General features: G+C 46.7%; 16 protein-coding genes. 3 read left to right on the top strand and 13 right to left on the bottom strand.

What is annotated here, in order from left to right:
• The first annotated feature begins 30 nt into the window (after positions 1–30).
• Genes nadA through nadC form a run of 3 tightly spaced genes read left to right on the top strand, consistent with a single transcriptional unit; the run spans position 31 to position 3053 of the window.
• Entirely contained in the window at positions 31–960 is a 930-nt protein-coding gene (gene nadA / locus PH235_RS07220) for a quinolinate synthase NadA (protein WP_272161691.1), read from the top strand.
• Positions 947–2227 (top strand): L-aspartate oxidase, encoded by a 1281-nt coding sequence (locus PH235_RS07215; RefSeq protein WP_272161690.1) that lies wholly within the window; start codon positions 947–949, stop codon positions 2225–2227. Before nadA ends, PH235_RS07215 begins: the two co-directional genes overlap by 14 nt.
• The gene (nadC, locus tag PH235_RS07210) at positions 2217–3053 is read left to right on the top strand and encodes a carboxylating nicotinate-nucleotide diphosphorylase (protein ID WP_272161689.1); all 837 of its coding nucleotides are present in this window, start codon (positions 2217–2219) and stop codon (positions 3051–3053) included. Before PH235_RS07215 ends, nadC begins: the two co-directional genes overlap by 11 nt.
• A gap of 117 nt (positions 3054–3170) precedes the next feature.
• On the opposite strand, the gene PH235_RS07205 is transcribed toward nadC, so the two are convergent.
• The 13 genes from PH235_RS07205 to PH235_RS07145 form a co-directional block, all read right to left on the bottom strand.
• Positions 3171–3689, bottom strand: coding sequence for a carboxymuconolactone decarboxylase family protein (locus tag PH235_RS07205; protein WP_272161688.1), 519 nt, complete (start codon positions 3687–3689; stop codon positions 3171–3173).
• Positions 3690–3858: 169 nt separating this feature from the next.
• Complete coding sequence (locus PH235_RS07200) at positions 3859–4107, bottom strand: helix-hairpin-helix domain-containing protein (protein ID WP_272161687.1); 249 nt, start codon at positions 4105–4107, stop codon at positions 3859–3861.
• A 294-nt stretch (positions 4108–4401) separates the two neighbouring features.
• Positions 4402–5193 (bottom strand): heliorhodopsin HeR, encoded by a 792-nt coding sequence (heR, locus tag PH235_RS07195; RefSeq protein ID WP_272161686.1) that lies wholly within the window; start codon positions 5191–5193, stop codon positions 4402–4404.
• 112 nt (positions 5194–5305) lie between these two features.
• Positions 5306–5935 (bottom strand): DUF2238 domain-containing protein, encoded by a 630-nt coding sequence (locus tag PH235_RS07190; protein WP_272161685.1) that lies wholly within the window; start codon positions 5933–5935, stop codon positions 5306–5308.
• 15 nt (positions 5936–5950) lie between these two features.
• Positions 5951–7315 carry a deoxyribodipyrimidine photo-lyase gene (locus PH235_RS07185; RefSeq protein WP_272161684.1) on the bottom strand — a complete coding sequence of 455 codons (1365 nt, stop codon included), beginning with the start codon at positions 7313–7315 and terminating at the stop codon, positions 5951–5953.
• A 356-nt stretch (positions 7316–7671) separates the two neighbouring features.
• Positions 7672–8094, bottom strand: coding sequence for an HIT family protein (locus PH235_RS07180; RefSeq protein WP_272161683.1), 423 nt, complete (start codon positions 8092–8094; stop codon positions 7672–7674).
• 136 nt (positions 8095–8230) lie between these two features.
• The gene (locus tag PH235_RS07175) at positions 8231–8902 is read right to left on the bottom strand and encodes a class I SAM-dependent methyltransferase (RefSeq protein ID WP_272161682.1); all 672 of its coding nucleotides are present in this window, start codon (positions 8900–8902) and stop codon (positions 8231–8233) included.
• 24 nt (positions 8903–8926) lie between these two features.
• On the bottom strand, positions 8927–9652 hold the full coding sequence (locus tag PH235_RS07170) for a ZIP family metal transporter (protein ID WP_272161681.1): 726 nt from the start codon (positions 9650–9652) through the stop codon (positions 8927–8929).
• Between the two features lie 45 nt (positions 9653–9697).
• On the bottom strand, positions 9698–10288 hold the full coding sequence (locus PH235_RS07165) for a hypothetical protein (protein ID WP_272161680.1): 591 nt from the start codon (positions 10286–10288) through the stop codon (positions 9698–9700).
• A 218-nt stretch (positions 10289–10506) separates the two neighbouring features.
• Positions 10507–11754: a hemolysin family protein gene (locus PH235_RS07160; RefSeq protein WP_272161679.1), complete on the bottom strand. Its 1248-nt coding sequence runs from the start codon at positions 11752–11754 to the stop codon at positions 10507–10509.
• Between the two features lie 89 nt (positions 11755–11843).
• A complete protein-coding gene (locus tag PH235_RS07155; protein ID WP_272161678.1) occupies positions 11844–12626 on the bottom strand; it encodes an undecaprenyl-diphosphate phosphatase in 783 nt (260 codons plus the stop codon).
• Positions 12627–12664: 38 nt separating this feature from the next.
• Complete coding sequence (gene ytvI / locus PH235_RS07150) at positions 12665–13744, bottom strand: sporulation integral membrane protein YtvI (protein ID WP_272161677.1); 1080 nt, start codon at positions 13742–13744, stop codon at positions 12665–12667.
• 650 nt (positions 13745–14394) lie between these two features.
• Positions 14395–15501, bottom strand: a complete 1107-nt coding sequence (locus PH235_RS07145) for an NADH-dependent flavin oxidoreductase (RefSeq protein WP_272161671.1) — start codon at positions 15499–15501, stop codon at positions 14395–14397.
• Between the last annotated feature and the right edge of the window lie 278 nt (positions 15502–15779).

The following is a 15779-nucleotide window of genomic DNA, read 5'->3' as shown; positions in this document are numbered from 1 at the left end:
TTAAACTATCACAAAAAAGGGGTCGCAGCAATGGATGAACTTACGGAAAGAATATTGCAACTGAAAGCAGAAAAAGATGCCGTCATTCTCGCACACTACTACGTTCCTGGAGCCGTTCAAGATATCGCAGACTTTATCGGGGATTCGTACTATTTGAGCAAAATTGCAGCACAGGTCACGGAAAAAGTGATCGTTTTCTGCGGCGTCGCCTTCATGGGCGAAAGCGCGAAGATGCTGAATCCGGAGAAAGTCGTCCTGATGCCCGATCTGAAAGCGGATTGTCCGATGGCCCACATGGTCAAAATCCGTGACATCCAGAAAATCCGCGACACTTACGAAGACGTGGCTGTTGTCTGCTACATCAACTCAACCGCCGAAATCAAGGCCCATGCCGACGTCTGCGTCACCTCGTCCAATGCGAAAAACGTCATCGCTGCCCTACCCAATCGTCATATCTATTTCATTCCCGACGAGCACTTGGGCAGATACATTTCCCATCAGCTTCCCGAGAAAACGTTCCTCTTCAATGACGGCTACTGCCCAATCCACACCAGCATCCGTGTTGTCGATGTCTTGAAGATGAAACGCGACCTTCCGCAAGCCAAAATTCTGGCCCATCCGGAATGCAAAGAGGAGATTCTTGATTTGGCGGACTTCGTCGGCAGCACATCGGACCTCGTCGCCTATACCGAAAAGAGCCCATCCCAGGATTTCATCATCTGTACGGAAATCGGTGTCATCCATGACATGGAGAAACGGTCGCCGGGCAAAAGGTTCCATGCCCCTTCCGTCGGGCAGGTCTGTCCCGACATGAAACTGAACACCGTTGAGAAAATCATCTATGCTCTGGAAACTTTCGAACCTGCTGTGGAAATGGATGTATCTTTGCGCATCAAAGGACTGCAGCCGCTGGAACGGATGATGGCATTAGCTGAGGTGAAGACCCATGCGAAACTATGATGTCCTTATCATCGGAACGGGTGTAGCCGGACTTTTTGCGGCCCTCAACCTCAACAACGACAAAAAAATCCTGATCGTCACCAAGGGGACTTTGGAAGAGAATGATTCCTTTCTTGCCCAGGGCGGCATCTGCGTCCAGCGCGACGAAACGGATTTCGAGCCTTTCCTGGAGGACACTTTGCGTGCCGGCCACTACGAAAACAACGAGGCGGCCGTTTCAGCCATGATCCGGTCCTCGCGGGAAATCATCAATGATCTGATCGGTTTGGGCGTAGCCTTCGACAAAAAGGGAGCCGGTTTCTCCTATACCAAAGAAGGCGCCCACTCCCGAGCCCGGATCCTGCACTGCAAGGATATGACCGGCAAGGAAATCAACAGCAAACTGATTGCACGGGTGAAAGAGCTGAAAAATGTGAGCATCCTTGAGAACAGCACGCTTGTCGATCTTTTGGTTGCCGGCGATTGTTGCCACGGTGCGGTGCTCCGCGACCAGTCCGGAAAGTTATCCAACGTCTATGCACAGGCCACCCTGCTCGCCACAGGCGGAATCGGCGGCCTGTTCAGCAAAACGACCAACTTCGCGCATTTGACAGGCGACGCCATCGCCGTTGCGCTGAAGCACGGCATCCGCGTCAAGGACCTGGATTATGTCCAGATCCACCCCACTTCGTTGTATACCGGACGTCCGGGAAGAGCTTTCCTGATGTCGGAATCGCTGAGAGGGGAAGGTGCCATCCTCGTCGGTAAGGACGGCCAACGCTTCGCTGATGAACTTTTGCCGCGCGACTTGCTGACGAAAGCGATCTACGCCCAGATGGAAAAGGACCGCTTGCCTTATGTCCGGATGCTCCTGAAACGCCACGTAGAGGGATCGATCTCCGAAAGGTTCCCGGGTATCCACGCTCACTGCCTGCAGGAAGGTTATGATCTGGCCGAGGATTACATCCCGGTCGTGCCCGCCCAGCATTACTTCATGGGCGGCATCGAAGTCGATCTGCAGAGCAAAACTACGTTGGCGAACCTTTACGCAGCCGGAGAAACGAGCTGCAACGGCGTTCATGGGAAGAACCGTCTGGCGAGCAACTCGCTGTTGGAAAGTTTGGTGTTCAGCAAGCGCGCCGCTCAAACCATCGATGCGGAATTCCAGCCTGAGATTCCTTTCCTATTTCCCGAACCGGATGCCCAGGCCATCACGGATGGCTTGACGGAAGCACGCAGAAAACTTTTGGAAGAAATCGGAATGGAGGAGGAAGCCCATGCAAAGTAATATGGATCGCTTGATTTTGGAGGCGCTGCAGGAAGACATCCCTACTGAGGATATTTCAGTCAACGCCATCATCACAGGCTACACAAAAGGCAAAGCCGAGCTGTTGTGCAAACAGGACGGCATCATTGCGGGGCTTGATGTCTTCGCCAGGACCTTCGCCCTCCTCGACGATACGACCGAAGTGATTTTCCATTGCCAGGACGGAGACGCCGTCAAATCGGGAGATTTGTTGGCCGAGGTGATCGGTGACATCCGCGTCATCCTTTCCGGCGAACGCACCGCACTGAATTATCTGCAGCGCATGAGCGGCATCGCCACGCATACCCGCAAGATTGTCGACTTGCTGAAGGGGAGCGGCATCACGCTGCTAGACACCCGCAAGACGACGCCGAACAACCGAATTTTCGAGAAGTATGCCGTGAAAGTCGGCGGCGGTCACAACCACCGCTTCAGCCTGTCCGACGGCGTTATGCTGAAGGACAACCACATCGCTGCGGCAGGCGGCATCAAGCAGGCAGTCGCTGCCGCGCGGGAATACGCCTCTTTTGTGCATAAAATCGAAGTCGAGGTGGAAAACTTGGATATGGTAAAAGAGGCGCTCGAAGCGAAGGCCGACATTATCATGCTGGACAATATGACCCCGGCGGATATGAAGGAAGCCGTCCGTTTGATTGACGGTCGCGCCTTGGTGGAGTGCTCCGGTAACCTCACTGCTGAAAACATCGCCGCCCTGCGCGACACCGGTGTGGATTACCTTTCATCAGGCGCCCTGACCCACTCTTCGGCGATTCTTGATCTATCGCTGAAGAACCTGGAACGGATCTGACGGAAAGTTACACCCATTAAAAGCAAATAAGCTGTGGACAAGCCATTTCAAATGGTTTGTCCACAGCTTATTTTTTTCGTTATCCACAAACAAAATGATTTTAGTTCAAGTGCATCCTCAGAAACTGATGATCGGTTTCTTGAATAGGCCGTCGATCACAGCATGGAGCAAAGTCAGCGGCAGATAGACGATGATGCTCAGCATCATTGTGATTTCATACAACAGACTGCTCTTTTTGACAGCTTTGCCTTTCAAGCGGCTCGCGAAAGCACTGAACGCGATTCCGTGAGCATTTCCGACCATGATGGCTCGAACGGCACCCAAAATTCCTTTGGCCTTGTCTTCTCCATAAAGAGAGACAATCCGATCCCAGGATTCTTCGGTCGGATACCCTCTTCTGTCCGCATAATGCTGGGCAAAAAGGTACGCCGGCATTTCCTCAACAGGGATTTCGTCAGCGGATCCGGCCAACAATAGCTTGATTTCTTCCGCAGCCATCCCTTGCTCGAGAGCCATTTTCGTGTGGGCATAGGAGCAGACTTCGCAGCCGTTGACTTCCGTGACACCCAACATGATCCTCTCGATGAATTCCGGACTCAATTCTTTTTTCTTTTTGGCTTTGATCATGTATTTCATTGTGCGGACTCCGTCGTACAAAATCGAATAAAATTCCCGCACTGAGTATATTTTCTTGTAGAATTCCTGCGCCATTGTTTTCTCCTTTACTCTGTACGTCTTCGCCAGATTTGTTAAAAACCATTATACCCCTATAGGTATGTATAGTAAAGAAGACAATTTGGCTGGCTTATGCGTTTTTCCAGTTCCACCACTTCAGCTTTTCGGGATCCGGATTCGGTTCGGTCGCATAATAGACTGCGCAGCGGAAAGTGTACAGTACGCAGGGATCTTGCCGCTGCCCGGTTATCCGGTTCAGACGCTCATAGAGTTCTTGTGGATCCTTGTCCCGTAGGTCAGCGATTTTATTTATCCCCAATGAAACAAGAGTAGCCGCCATCTTCGGCCCGATGCCGGGAATTTGCTGCAGTTCTTTCATCTGATTTCCCCTCGCTTTTCTTCATTCTTCTTCAGAACCATTGTATCCCGAGTCGCCGGCGATTGCCAATAACAGCATTCTGACTGATAACGCAAAAAACGGACAGGCTGGGCATCCATCAGAAGCTTTCTGGTGGACGCCCAGCCTGTCCGGCTGTAGCATGATCTTTCGGGTACAAGCAACACAGAATATAGTCACCTTTCCTCTACACATTCAATATACACTTTTACTGTAAATTGTATCGAAAAATACTGTATTATTTTTGTAAAGGAAGGTCCCTAAAGGCAAGATTCATCAAGGCTGCATCGCTCCGAAAAGCACAAGCCAAGCTAGGATCGATTTCGCAACCAGACTTAGTACGATATAGACCCGCTCCCCGTAGAGATAGTCCGCCCATTTCCCGACTTTTTTGTACTGCAAAATCATGTTGATCGGGAAAGTGTTGAAAGCAACGAAATAAGTGCCGACGATTGCCCAGACAAACCAAGGCACCTCACCGAAATTGCCGGTCCCGAACATGTAGAGCAAGATGGCAATCCATGGTGCAATTCCGGCGATCGATCCCCAGATGAACGGTCCCCATTGGATGTTATCTTTTGAATGGCCAGCATTCAGCTGTTCCATCACGAGCCCGAAGAGATTCATTGTGGCGTTGACAATGAAAATCAGAATGAGCGAAGCGATATCGTAGATGCCAAACAAAGTGGAGATCAAAACAATCATGATTGACGAACTGAGCGCGTATTCGAACCAACGAAATTTGTTGATGCCCTTTTCCAAATCGGCATTATAGATCGCATTCAGATTTTTGGGAATGGAAATCAAGGCATGCGCGATGGCGGAAATGAACAAGAATGAAGCGACTAGGATACCGAACGGCAATTCGAAAAGGACACGCGAAGCCGTCTCCAGTGAGCGCGTTTCCGGATTGAAGGCCAGATAGAATTGGCTGATTTCAGGACTGAACTCGCCGATTTTTTGGATGACATTCGTTGCCAAAAAGAGCATTGCAATGCCTTGGACCAAGTGGAGTCCACCCATGATCAAATTGAAGCGTCGTAGTTTTTCTGTCGTAATCTCTTTCATGATGATGTACCTTCCTTTCTATAAATAACTATAAAATAATAAATAACTATAAAATAATGACAACTAACCGTTCTCATTCATTGAATCAAACTGTTCTTCAATCAGAATGCCTTTAACCATCCCCCATCTTTTCCATTTGGCTGTCGTGAAACGGGCCGAACACAAACACGGCCAGGCTCGCGCCGATCAATGCCCAAATCATATCCCAAAGGCTGTCGAAGGCGTCACCTTGCGTTCCCATGACGGCATCGGCGGGCACATCCATAATATTGACGATCGCAAATTCGCTCAGTTCGTAGGCTGCGCTGAATCCGAGGCAGGACAGGATGACGATGAGCAACAGCATTTTGCCTTTCTTGACATAGCCGCCCCGCAACAGAAACTCCTTGGCCAAAAAAGCCGGAACGAAGCCTTGAGCAAAATGCCCCACCCGGTCAAAGTAATTGCGCTCCCACCCGAACTGCTCTTTCCATTGATTGAATAAAGGATTTTGGGAATAGGTAAAGTGCGCGCCGTATACCAACAACAAAGCATGCAGAAAAGCCATCACATAGACGAAGGTGCTGAAACGGAACTTCCGGTAAGTCACAACCAACAAGAAAACGAGCAGGAGCGCAGGCGTCATCTGACCTATCCAAGCCAGCCGATCCAATGGACGGATAGCCGAAATAATGTAAGCTATAACGAAAAGCACCAAAAGGATTATGTGCAAGGGTTCTGCCTTTTTGCCGTTTCCCGCCATCCGTTCCGCCCCCTTTTATTTAAGTGACCGTTCCGCAATCTGATCCATATACAGCTGCATGTCGAACTTGCGCTTCAGACCTTTGTCGTTCATGAAACGGACATTCCCGAAGATGGCCCGCTCCCCCCAAGGCCGGTCATGCTTGCCGAAGCACCAGCTCACTCCGGCGAAACCGTTCGGATCGCGGCCATCCAACAGATACTTGTTGTTCAGATAAATGGCTTTGCGATAGGCTTCCTCAGGCGTGCTGCTCCACTCAAGGATTTTTTTTGCCCAATACATCCGCATATATCCATGCATTTTACCGGTCAGGTTCATCTCCATTTGTGCTGCATTCCAATAATTGTCGTGGGTCTTGGCCGCTTCCAATTCCTCCATAGAATACAGGTATTCCCGTTCATCCGCCAAATGCTTGGCCAGCGTCTTCTTGGCCCAATCCGGCACGGCTGCGAAGGAATCGTACTGTTCATTGTAGTAAACGAAATTGATGGCCAACTCTCTCCTGACGACAAGTTCTTCGAGGAAACTCTGCTGACTTTCGCTGTCCATCCCCATCAGTCTGCGGTAAACATAGAGCGGCGAAATCTGGCCGAAATGGAGATAGGGACTCAGATTTGAGGTGATGGATTCGCCGGGCCGGTTCTTCCGTTCGCTGTACCCGGACAGTTTATTTTCGATGAAATCCTCCAGCCAGCGCTTGGCTTCGCTCGTTCCGCCTATGTAATCCGAAACGCGCGGGACACTTCTGTCGATAGCCAACCCTGCCAAGGCCTTTTCGGTATCCGAAACGTCATACGCCTCGAACGGAAGCTCCAATGCGAGTGATGGGTGCTGGCAAATGGTCTCCTCCAATGGCGCCAAACAATGCGGCAGAATTTTTTTCAATTTTGAGCGCAGGGTCGCAGCAGAATACTCCTCTTTGGGAGAAGCCAGTTCGACCGGGACGACGACGTTGCTTTCGACCTGAACGACGGCGCATTCGGCATGCTCGGTCAAGGTAGCGCGCCATTGCCGCTCGATCCTCAGATAGCCGCGGTCAACGACCAACAGGGCTGCTAATCCGGAAAGCTCCAAAGCGCCTTGTTCCGGCGATATTTTCCGGATCAGCAGTTGGATGCCGCGCTGCTTCAAAGTGGCCTCCGTTTCCTTCAGCCCTTCCAGCATGAACGCATAGTGGCGCTCATTGGCTTCCGGAAAACCGTCCGTGATTCCGAAGTATACGACCAGCGGCTTCTCGAGCCGGTTGGCCTGACGGATCGCGTATTCCAAGGCATGGTTGTACTCCGCCCGCTGCGAACTCTGCATCCAGTAGATGACATACGGTCGCTCCACCGCTATATTTTTATCGTTCAATTGTTTGATTCTTTCTTCCAGTATCATCCATTTTCCCCCGTATTTCTGTGCGTTTGTTGTCATTCTTATTATAGAACATCGCGCCCCATCCGACTATTTTGAAGATTCGGGTGTGAAAAGAAGTAGTACCTTGTTGAGCACCCCTCACTAAATGGATGCGCAAAAAAGCCGATTCCGTTTTTCGGAATCAGCTTTTTTAGTTAGGAATCAGAGCGCTCTCTCAAGCGCTTGCTCGATTTCTACCCGGGATTCATCACGCTCTCTTAAACGCGTTCTGATTCGCAGACACCACTACCGTTTCGCAATTGGCTGTCGTCCACAAAAGAGGTGAACGGCAGCCGATTACTCCAACGTACGGGTGTCTAACCGCGAATCATCACGCTCTAAATGTTTGTGCGGATCTGTTCAACCAATGCTTCATATGCGTCGTCCGTCAGGGTCACGCGGCCTGGATTCATGTCGAAAGTCGAGCCCCATTCGAAGGCGTCGTCTTTGTATTTTGGCACCAAGTGGAAGTGCAGGTGTTTGCCGGTATCGCCGTAAGCACCGTAGTTGACCTTTTCAGGGCTGAAGGCTTTGTGCAACGCGTTCGCAACTGTGGCGATGTCCGCGAAGTAACCGTTGCGCTCCTCATCCGTGATGTTCACCAATTCGCTCACGTGGTCTTTGTAGGCAACGATCACACGGCCTTTGTGGCTTTGTTCTTTAAAAACATAGACTTTGCTGTATGGCAATTCGCAGCAAGGGTAGCCGAAAGCCAACACCATTTCGCCTTCCATGCAATAGGCGCAATTTTCATCTTTCATCAACACAGACCTCCTAGAAATATATTTCCAGTCCATTATAGCATTTTTAAGCGCCTACATTTTGTCCAGAATCCAACAGTATTGCGTACAAAATGTGAACACAATAGCGATTTATAAGATGAAGGCCTATATGCTGTCATTTTCTCCAAAGGGCACATATATATCCACCCCGCATTGTTTCGGAAAGCTCCTTTTCCCTCTCGATGGTAAACTCTTCCTCAGCCGCAAACGGAGGGATGAACAGGCATGCCCCTGTTTCCGCCAATTTCCCCAGCTCCCACGCCTTCAAATCGTCGATGGTCTTGAAAGCAGCGTAGCGATAGATCGAATTTCCCTGCAATTTTTTGGCCTGATAGTAATCGCCCCAATCACTATCCGCATTGATGGTGCCTATCAAAATCTGTCCGCCAACCTTTGCGACCCGGAACATTTCTTTTACTGCCTGAGCTGTGTCCTCGATGAATTCGACTGCAGCTATCGAAACGACGGCATCGAATATTTCCTCTTGATATATCAGTTCGGTCGCATCCATTTGAAGATAGGAAATTGACAAGCTTTTTTCAGCCGCTTTTTCCCGGGCGACATTCAGCATCTCTTCCGAAACATCGATCCCAGTGACGATACAACCCATTCCAGCCAACTTCATACTGAAATTCCCGGTACCACAGCCGACATCCAGCACAGTCATCCCTGATTCCAGCTTTAGCATGCTGAGTGCCAAATCGGTCTCGACTCGATCAACGAATGCACCTTTCTTTTGACTGTACCAATCATCATACTCTGCTGCGATACCATTAAAAATAGCCATTGCACCCGCTCCCTTCTCTTCAGATTACCTCTCCGTGAACATGATGAACAACGCTAGAGCGACACCGCAAAGGAAAGCCAAGTACGAGTGCTCCTTGTCGTGCTCCTCCGCTTCAGGCAACAGATGCGCTGCGGAAACATAGATCAAAACCCCGACCGCAAAACCAAGGGCAAGCCCGAGGACAGCATCGTTCAGCCCAGTCACAAATGGATACGCAATGAAGGCTCCGATTGGCGTCGTCAAAGCGGCAACCAGAAACGCATAGAGGATAGCTTTTTTTCCGTTCACGCCGGCTTTCAACAACGCCGAGAAGGTGATGGCCCCTTCCGCGAACTCGTGCACAACCAAGCCGATTCCCGCCATCATGCCAGTAGCCGTACTGATGCTGAAAGCGACGGCATAGATGATGCCGTCCACGAAGGAGTGGATGCCGATGCCTTCGAGGGCGACAATCCCGAAAGCCAGCTCGGCATGCTGCGTCCTGTATTTGATGAGTTTGTTGCTGAAGAACATGAAAATGAACCCTGCCAACGCAGCCAAACCGGCATCCGCATTTTTCTCGAGCGCCTCCGGAAAGGCGATGATCAACGGGGAGGCGATCAGGATGCCGGCCGCGAAACACATGAAATACTCGATGTTCCGGTCGACCCACTGCTTATTTTTATAGATGACCCAAATCCCGATACTGTTTACGACCATGGCACTTAGGGCAAATAACGTAACTAAATAGAATGTACTGTCTGTATACATAATTTCACTCCCTGACTCATCCTTTCCATAAAAGTATCATTCTTCCTAATAACCAAAATACGCCAGAATTTTCTCCAGCACTTGGTAATCTGGAACATAACCATACCCCGCGGATTGATCTTCACTGATGCTGAACGGCGCAGATCCGATAAGTGTTTCCTGATGGATGATGGTGCCGGCAACCCGGTCCAGGATAGTTATTTGGACATAGCGTGTGTAGGCAATCCCTTCATTTGAATAGGTTCCGGTTTCCATGTAATAACTGCGCAGCTTCACCAAAACGTTCATTTCGGCATCAGACTTCGCCTGCAACTCTTCCGGCAAATCAAGATAGTGCGGCGAATAGACGTACTTTTCTTCAGCGCCTTCCTCGACAGATTCATCGTTTTCGATGATGAACACTTTGGCCGGAGTCGGCGCCGCCCCTTCCGCAAGCACACCTTGGATAGCCGCATACGCATCCACCTGCCCGATAAGATCACTGCCTTCCAATTCCATGATTTGGCTCTCCCGGATCGCTTCCGGATCCGAAGATGAGGCAGCTTCGTCGCTCGATGAACCGCAACCCGATAAGATAAACAGCAACAGGGTCATAATGAAACAAAAGATGCATCGGCGTTGGTTATTTTTGATCATCTGAAGTCCCTCCTTGGACTGAAAAAAACTTATGACAAAGGAAGATAATCGACTACACAAAATGTTTTGTAACCGCTCTTTTTCGACCTCATTATAACATATCACCAGCCCCAGAATCGCATGCGGCTTCAGCTAATATACAGGAAAAAAGACCATACTGAACTCTCCCACTTAAAGGATGCTCCGTATAGTCTTCTTTTTTTCTATTGTAAAAATTGTTAGTGGGTAAATATTCTAAGTTTCTCAATCCTATATTTCTGAACGTGTTCCACAATAATCTTCATATTGTTATAATCTATCTGCTCCCCTGCCTCTGGCAATCTGCCAAATAATCCTGTTACGAAACCACCAATTGTATCAAAGTCCTCAGATTCAATTTTAACTCCGAGCATTTCATTTATGAGATCGATTTCCGCGCTACCACGGACAAGATACTCGTCCTCCGTTACAACCTCTATTTCATTGAAAAGTTCATCGGATTCATCTCGAATATCTCCCACAATTTCTTCTACCAAATCTTCCAATGTTATCATACCCGCGGTCCCGCCATACTCATCTATAACAATGGCCATCTGTATGCTTTTATCTCTCATTTCGCTGAACAGTTCCGTGATTAACTTGAATTCAAACGTAAAGTAAGGTTCTCTCATATACTTGGTTATTTCAAAGGTTTCTTTAGACGCATCAAAAAAAATAAGGTCCTTAAGATACAGTATTCCCACTACATTATCTATTCCGTCATCATATACAGGAATACGCGAAAACTGTTGGGTTTTAAATACCTCTACTATTTTTTCATAGGAGGAATCAAGGTTAACAGCAACCATATACGTCCTTGGAGTCATTACCTCTGTAACCCTGGATTCCCTGAATTCAAAGACATTGTGTATCATCTCTTTTTCTTCGCTTTCTAGCATTCCTTCTTCATGGCTTACATTAATCATGGTTTTTAGCTCTGCTTCAGTAATAAAAGGAGCACGAGCATCAACTTCCCCGCCAAGAACTTTAATAATCGCATTGGTCAGGTAAATAAGGACTATATTAAAAGGTTTTAGTACAGAAACAATGATAGAAATGAACGGTGCAACCTTCAAAGCCATCTTCTCAGAATTCTGCGCAGCCAATGATTTAGGAGTAATCTCACCAAAAATCAAGACTAAAATAGTCATGATCCCCGTTGCCAAACCTACACCTGTGCTACCGAAATTTTTTATGGCTAACGATGTTGCTAAAGCAGAGGCTCCAATATTCACAATATTATTGCCTACAAGAATCGCACTCAACATTGTACTCGGATTTCCGACTAATTTTTGTACTTTTTTGGAGCCGGGGATATTTTCTTCCACCATATTCCTTATTCTTATTTTACTCAGTGACATTAATGCTGTTTCGGATGCAGAAAAAAAACTCGACAGCGCCAAGAGCGCTACCAGAACGATTAACTGCCACGTGTCGCCAACTTCCATAATTTACCAAACTCCCTTTCGTAGTGCATTCAACGTAATTTTTAGAAAATTAACTGAAATTCTGTGATGTATACAAAAAGACGCTAAAACTAAAATACCCATCCAAAGAAGTACTGATCCAACAACACAATCCCTCCCAGTATAAATACATATATGGAAAAGTACTTAAGGGATTTCTTTGCTATCATCTCCATCATAAAGCGTATAGCTAAATAACCGGAAGCGGCCGCTACGAGTGTTCCAATGATTACTGGGATCCAGTCGATGTTTAACTCTGTTCCGACGATGTCCTTCATTTGAAAAATCAGTGAACCTAATATTGCTGGAATTGACATTAAGAATGAAAATTTCGCTGCGAAACGTCTGTCCAGATTTTGAAATAATGCACCTGCTATCGTTGCTCCTGATCTTGAAATCGCAGGAAATATAGCAAGTCCTTGTGCCGTACCAATCAGTAATGCATTTAAGAATGTCATCTCTTTTAGTTCTTTGTTACCGAGCTTAATAGACTCAACAGTCCACAATATAATCCCCGTCAGCAAAAAACCAAAACCTAATGTTGTGGCACTGTCAAACGCCTCTTCTACCACATCCTGTAGTAACAGAGCTATCAATACTGTCGGTATGGTTGCACTGATGATCAAAATACTCAGTTTATTTAGCGGATTTTTGATCATATCCATAATATCTTCCCAAAAAACAATAAAAATGGATATTAGTGTTCCCACATGCAACATAATCGTGAATAGCATGGCGCCTTCATTAATGCCGAATACTTTCTGCAAAAGCACCAAATGTCCCGAGCTGCTCACAGGTAAAAATTCCGTCATACCCTGCACAAAACCTAAAATTATAGCCTCAAATATTGTCATTCCTCTTCTCCTTATTTATCATAATAATCAAAAATCCCTCATTTAAACAGCTTGATCGTTCCAGTGTCATTCAGATGCTTCAGCAGGGATAATGTAATAGGAAATCCGAACAAACCAATCACGCCAATTAGGTTAGCACCTATAAACATACTCATTAGTGCCACAACAGGATGCAGCCCCAACTGTCCCCCAACAATTTTCGGTTCCAGAATATTCCTTACAATCGTCACGACAATATACACAACTAGTATCCCAATTGAAATCTGATAGTTTCCTTGGAAAAAAGTGATGATTGTCCATGGTATCATTATTCCGCCTGTACCCAATACAGGCAATATATCGAATATCGCGATTATAAACGCAATCAATACTGCATTTGGAATTCCAATAATGGAAAGACCCACAGATAGCTCAATAAAAGTAATACCCATAATTAGTAAATATGAACGGACCACCACGAACAAGGTGTGAAATACGTATTGTTTAATCTTTTGAATTACTTCATTATTTCTGCTTGTGAACTGCCTTGAGATAGACTGCGCTAAAGCGTCGTAATCCATTGCAATGAAGAAAGTCGATATAATCATCAATACAATTTTTATCAGAAATTCAGGCAATGAAGATGCTATGGTTGATAAGGAACCCACCAGTGACAAAGATATATTTTTGATATCCTCACCAAGCGAATTTACAAACTGATCAAACCCTTCGTTCAGAACGTCCACCAAGGCAGGATCTAAGCGATAAACTGCTTGCTCTACACCGTCAAACGTATTTAGAAGAAATGGTTCCAGCTGCGTTTCGTATATCATCGGAAGCCCAGAAATGAGCGCTGTAACAACTGATATTAATTTTACGCCAATCAATGAGAAGAGAAGTCCGATCGTACTATAAAAAAACAAGACAAGAATAACTGACACCATCTTAGGTGGTAGTTTTAAAATTACCGCTATTGATTTGGTTGGCTTTTGAAGTAAATAGGCAACCAATAATGCAAAGATAAAAGGGCTTATGAGATTAATTGCATAGTTAAAAAAAACATATGCAATGAGAGCAATCAGAAAAAAATAAATTGTGTTTACGATAAAGTGTTTCTTTTTATTGTACTGAGATTCCATGTTGTCTCCAATCTAACAGATTATATTCAAGCACATTTTTATTTGAAGTATTAGGTTCTTGATGACTAGTCCAGTATTTCCAGAAAAAAAAATAGACTACAAAACACAGCATAAACAGGCTGCATCATGGTCTACAATAGTTAAATGACGTATATATTTTTATATAATTTAGCTTAGGCATCACAAATAAACTTCCAATAAAGTTTATAATCGGCCTTTCCCCAGGTTCATCTTCCATTTTGTCACTCCCTTTCAATGTTTATACTTATATTTATAACCTACATTAAAGCGCATACCTTGTCAATTCTCTAATTTTGAGTTTCTTAAGCAAATAAGCATGGACAATAAATTTTTGCTTGTGTATGATTGTTTTTTTCTCTTGATCGATATCTAAGAAATCCTTTGACGACAGCTATATTCCAGCTATTATTCAGTTCTTGGATACTAGGCTTTTTAGTTCAGGAATTATCTACCCAAACATTCCTTAAGTTTTCAGTAAATACATACAGGTGCAAATTTATACATAGCAAAATAAAAAGACCGTACAGACTCACCTTTTCAGGTAGTGCATACGGTCCCTTTTGCTGCGTATATTAATTTTAATCCATAACTATAAACAAGACCACCAAATAGTCATAATCTCTTTGTTATTATTTCCCCAAACGGTCGGGCATCATGAATTCCATGAAGCCCCAGACGCCGTTCGCAAGGAACAGTTCTTCGCGGTCGTAATTGGATATTTCTTGGCGGATCAGATTATCCTTTTTATCGAGTGCTTTCGCGCCCCAATGCGGATCGATCAGCAACGCACGTCCAACGGCAACAAGCTCCGAATTTTCCAATACGTTCTCCGCATCTTCGCTCGTGCGGACATCGCCGACACCGACCAACGGCACGCGTCCGTTGATTTGTTCATGGATGTACGCCATCATGCTTTTCTCTTTATGATCCTCAGAAACGGAAACGAGTTGACGGTCTCTCAAGGAAATATGCAGATAATCCAATCCTTTATCGGCCAATCGGTCCACAAGGAAGAGCGTATCCGAAAAACGGATGCCCGGATTTTCGTATTCCTCTGGTGAAAAGCGGTAACCGACGATAAAGTTTTCGGCGCCCGATTCATCCACGGTTGCTATCACTTCATCAACCAATTTATCGATGAAACTGAACCGTTTTTCCAGGGTGCCGCCCCATTCGTCGTCCCTGCGGTTGGAGTGCGGCGAAAAGAATTGTTGCAACAGGTAAGTGTTGGCGCCGTGCAGTTCCACACCGTCGAAACCGGCTTCAATCGCGCGGCGGGTCGCGGCTTTGAAGTTTTCGATCAAGTCCAGAACTTCATCACCGGCCAAAGCTCGCGGCGTTTCGGCATTCGGTCTTTCGGCAGCAATCGCACTCGGAGCCACCGGTTGAACACCCCTCAAGACACTTGAATCCGTCATGCGGCCACCGTGGAAAATCTGCAGGATGGCTTTTGTACCGTTCTTTTTGATTGCGGCGGCCAGTTTACTCAAACCCGGAATGAACACATCTGAAGCGACGCTCAGTTCGCCTTCCCAGCCTTTGCCGTCGTTCTGCACATTCGCTGCGCCTGTGATGACCGCGCCGATTTCGCCGGAACGAAGCGCGTAGTAATTGATTTCGTCGGATGTCACGACGCCGTCACAGAAACTCATCTTTGTCGTCATTGGTGCCATCATGATGCGGTTCTTCAGCTCAAGACCGCGTTTGAAAGTCAGCTTGCTGTTCATTGTTGACATATTTTTCTCTCCCTTGGATCGCTTTATTTCATTCTATCGAGCCTGCCGGAAATTTCCAAACAAAACGCTCGGCTCACTCGCAATTCATGCGCATGCATATATTTTATTACAAGTGCTTCTCTTTTGCAAGAGGCGCGATTTTGAGTCCTATCATTCAGAAATCAGAATGCCAAAGCGTGTATGGAAAGCCCTATCATCAACACTATCCCCTCACGCAAAAAGACCGCGAAAAAGGCGTCACGCCCGCCTCCGCAGTCTTCATCATTCATGTGTTATTT

Origin of the sequence: Trichococcus sp. K1Tr (assembly GCF_028309625.1) — a bacterium.
Taxonomy (GTDB): Bacteria; Bacillota; Bacilli; order Lactobacillales; family Aerococcaceae; genus Trichococcus.
Note: the sequence above shows the minus strand (reverse complement) of the source record. Positions and strands in the feature narration are given on the sequence as shown.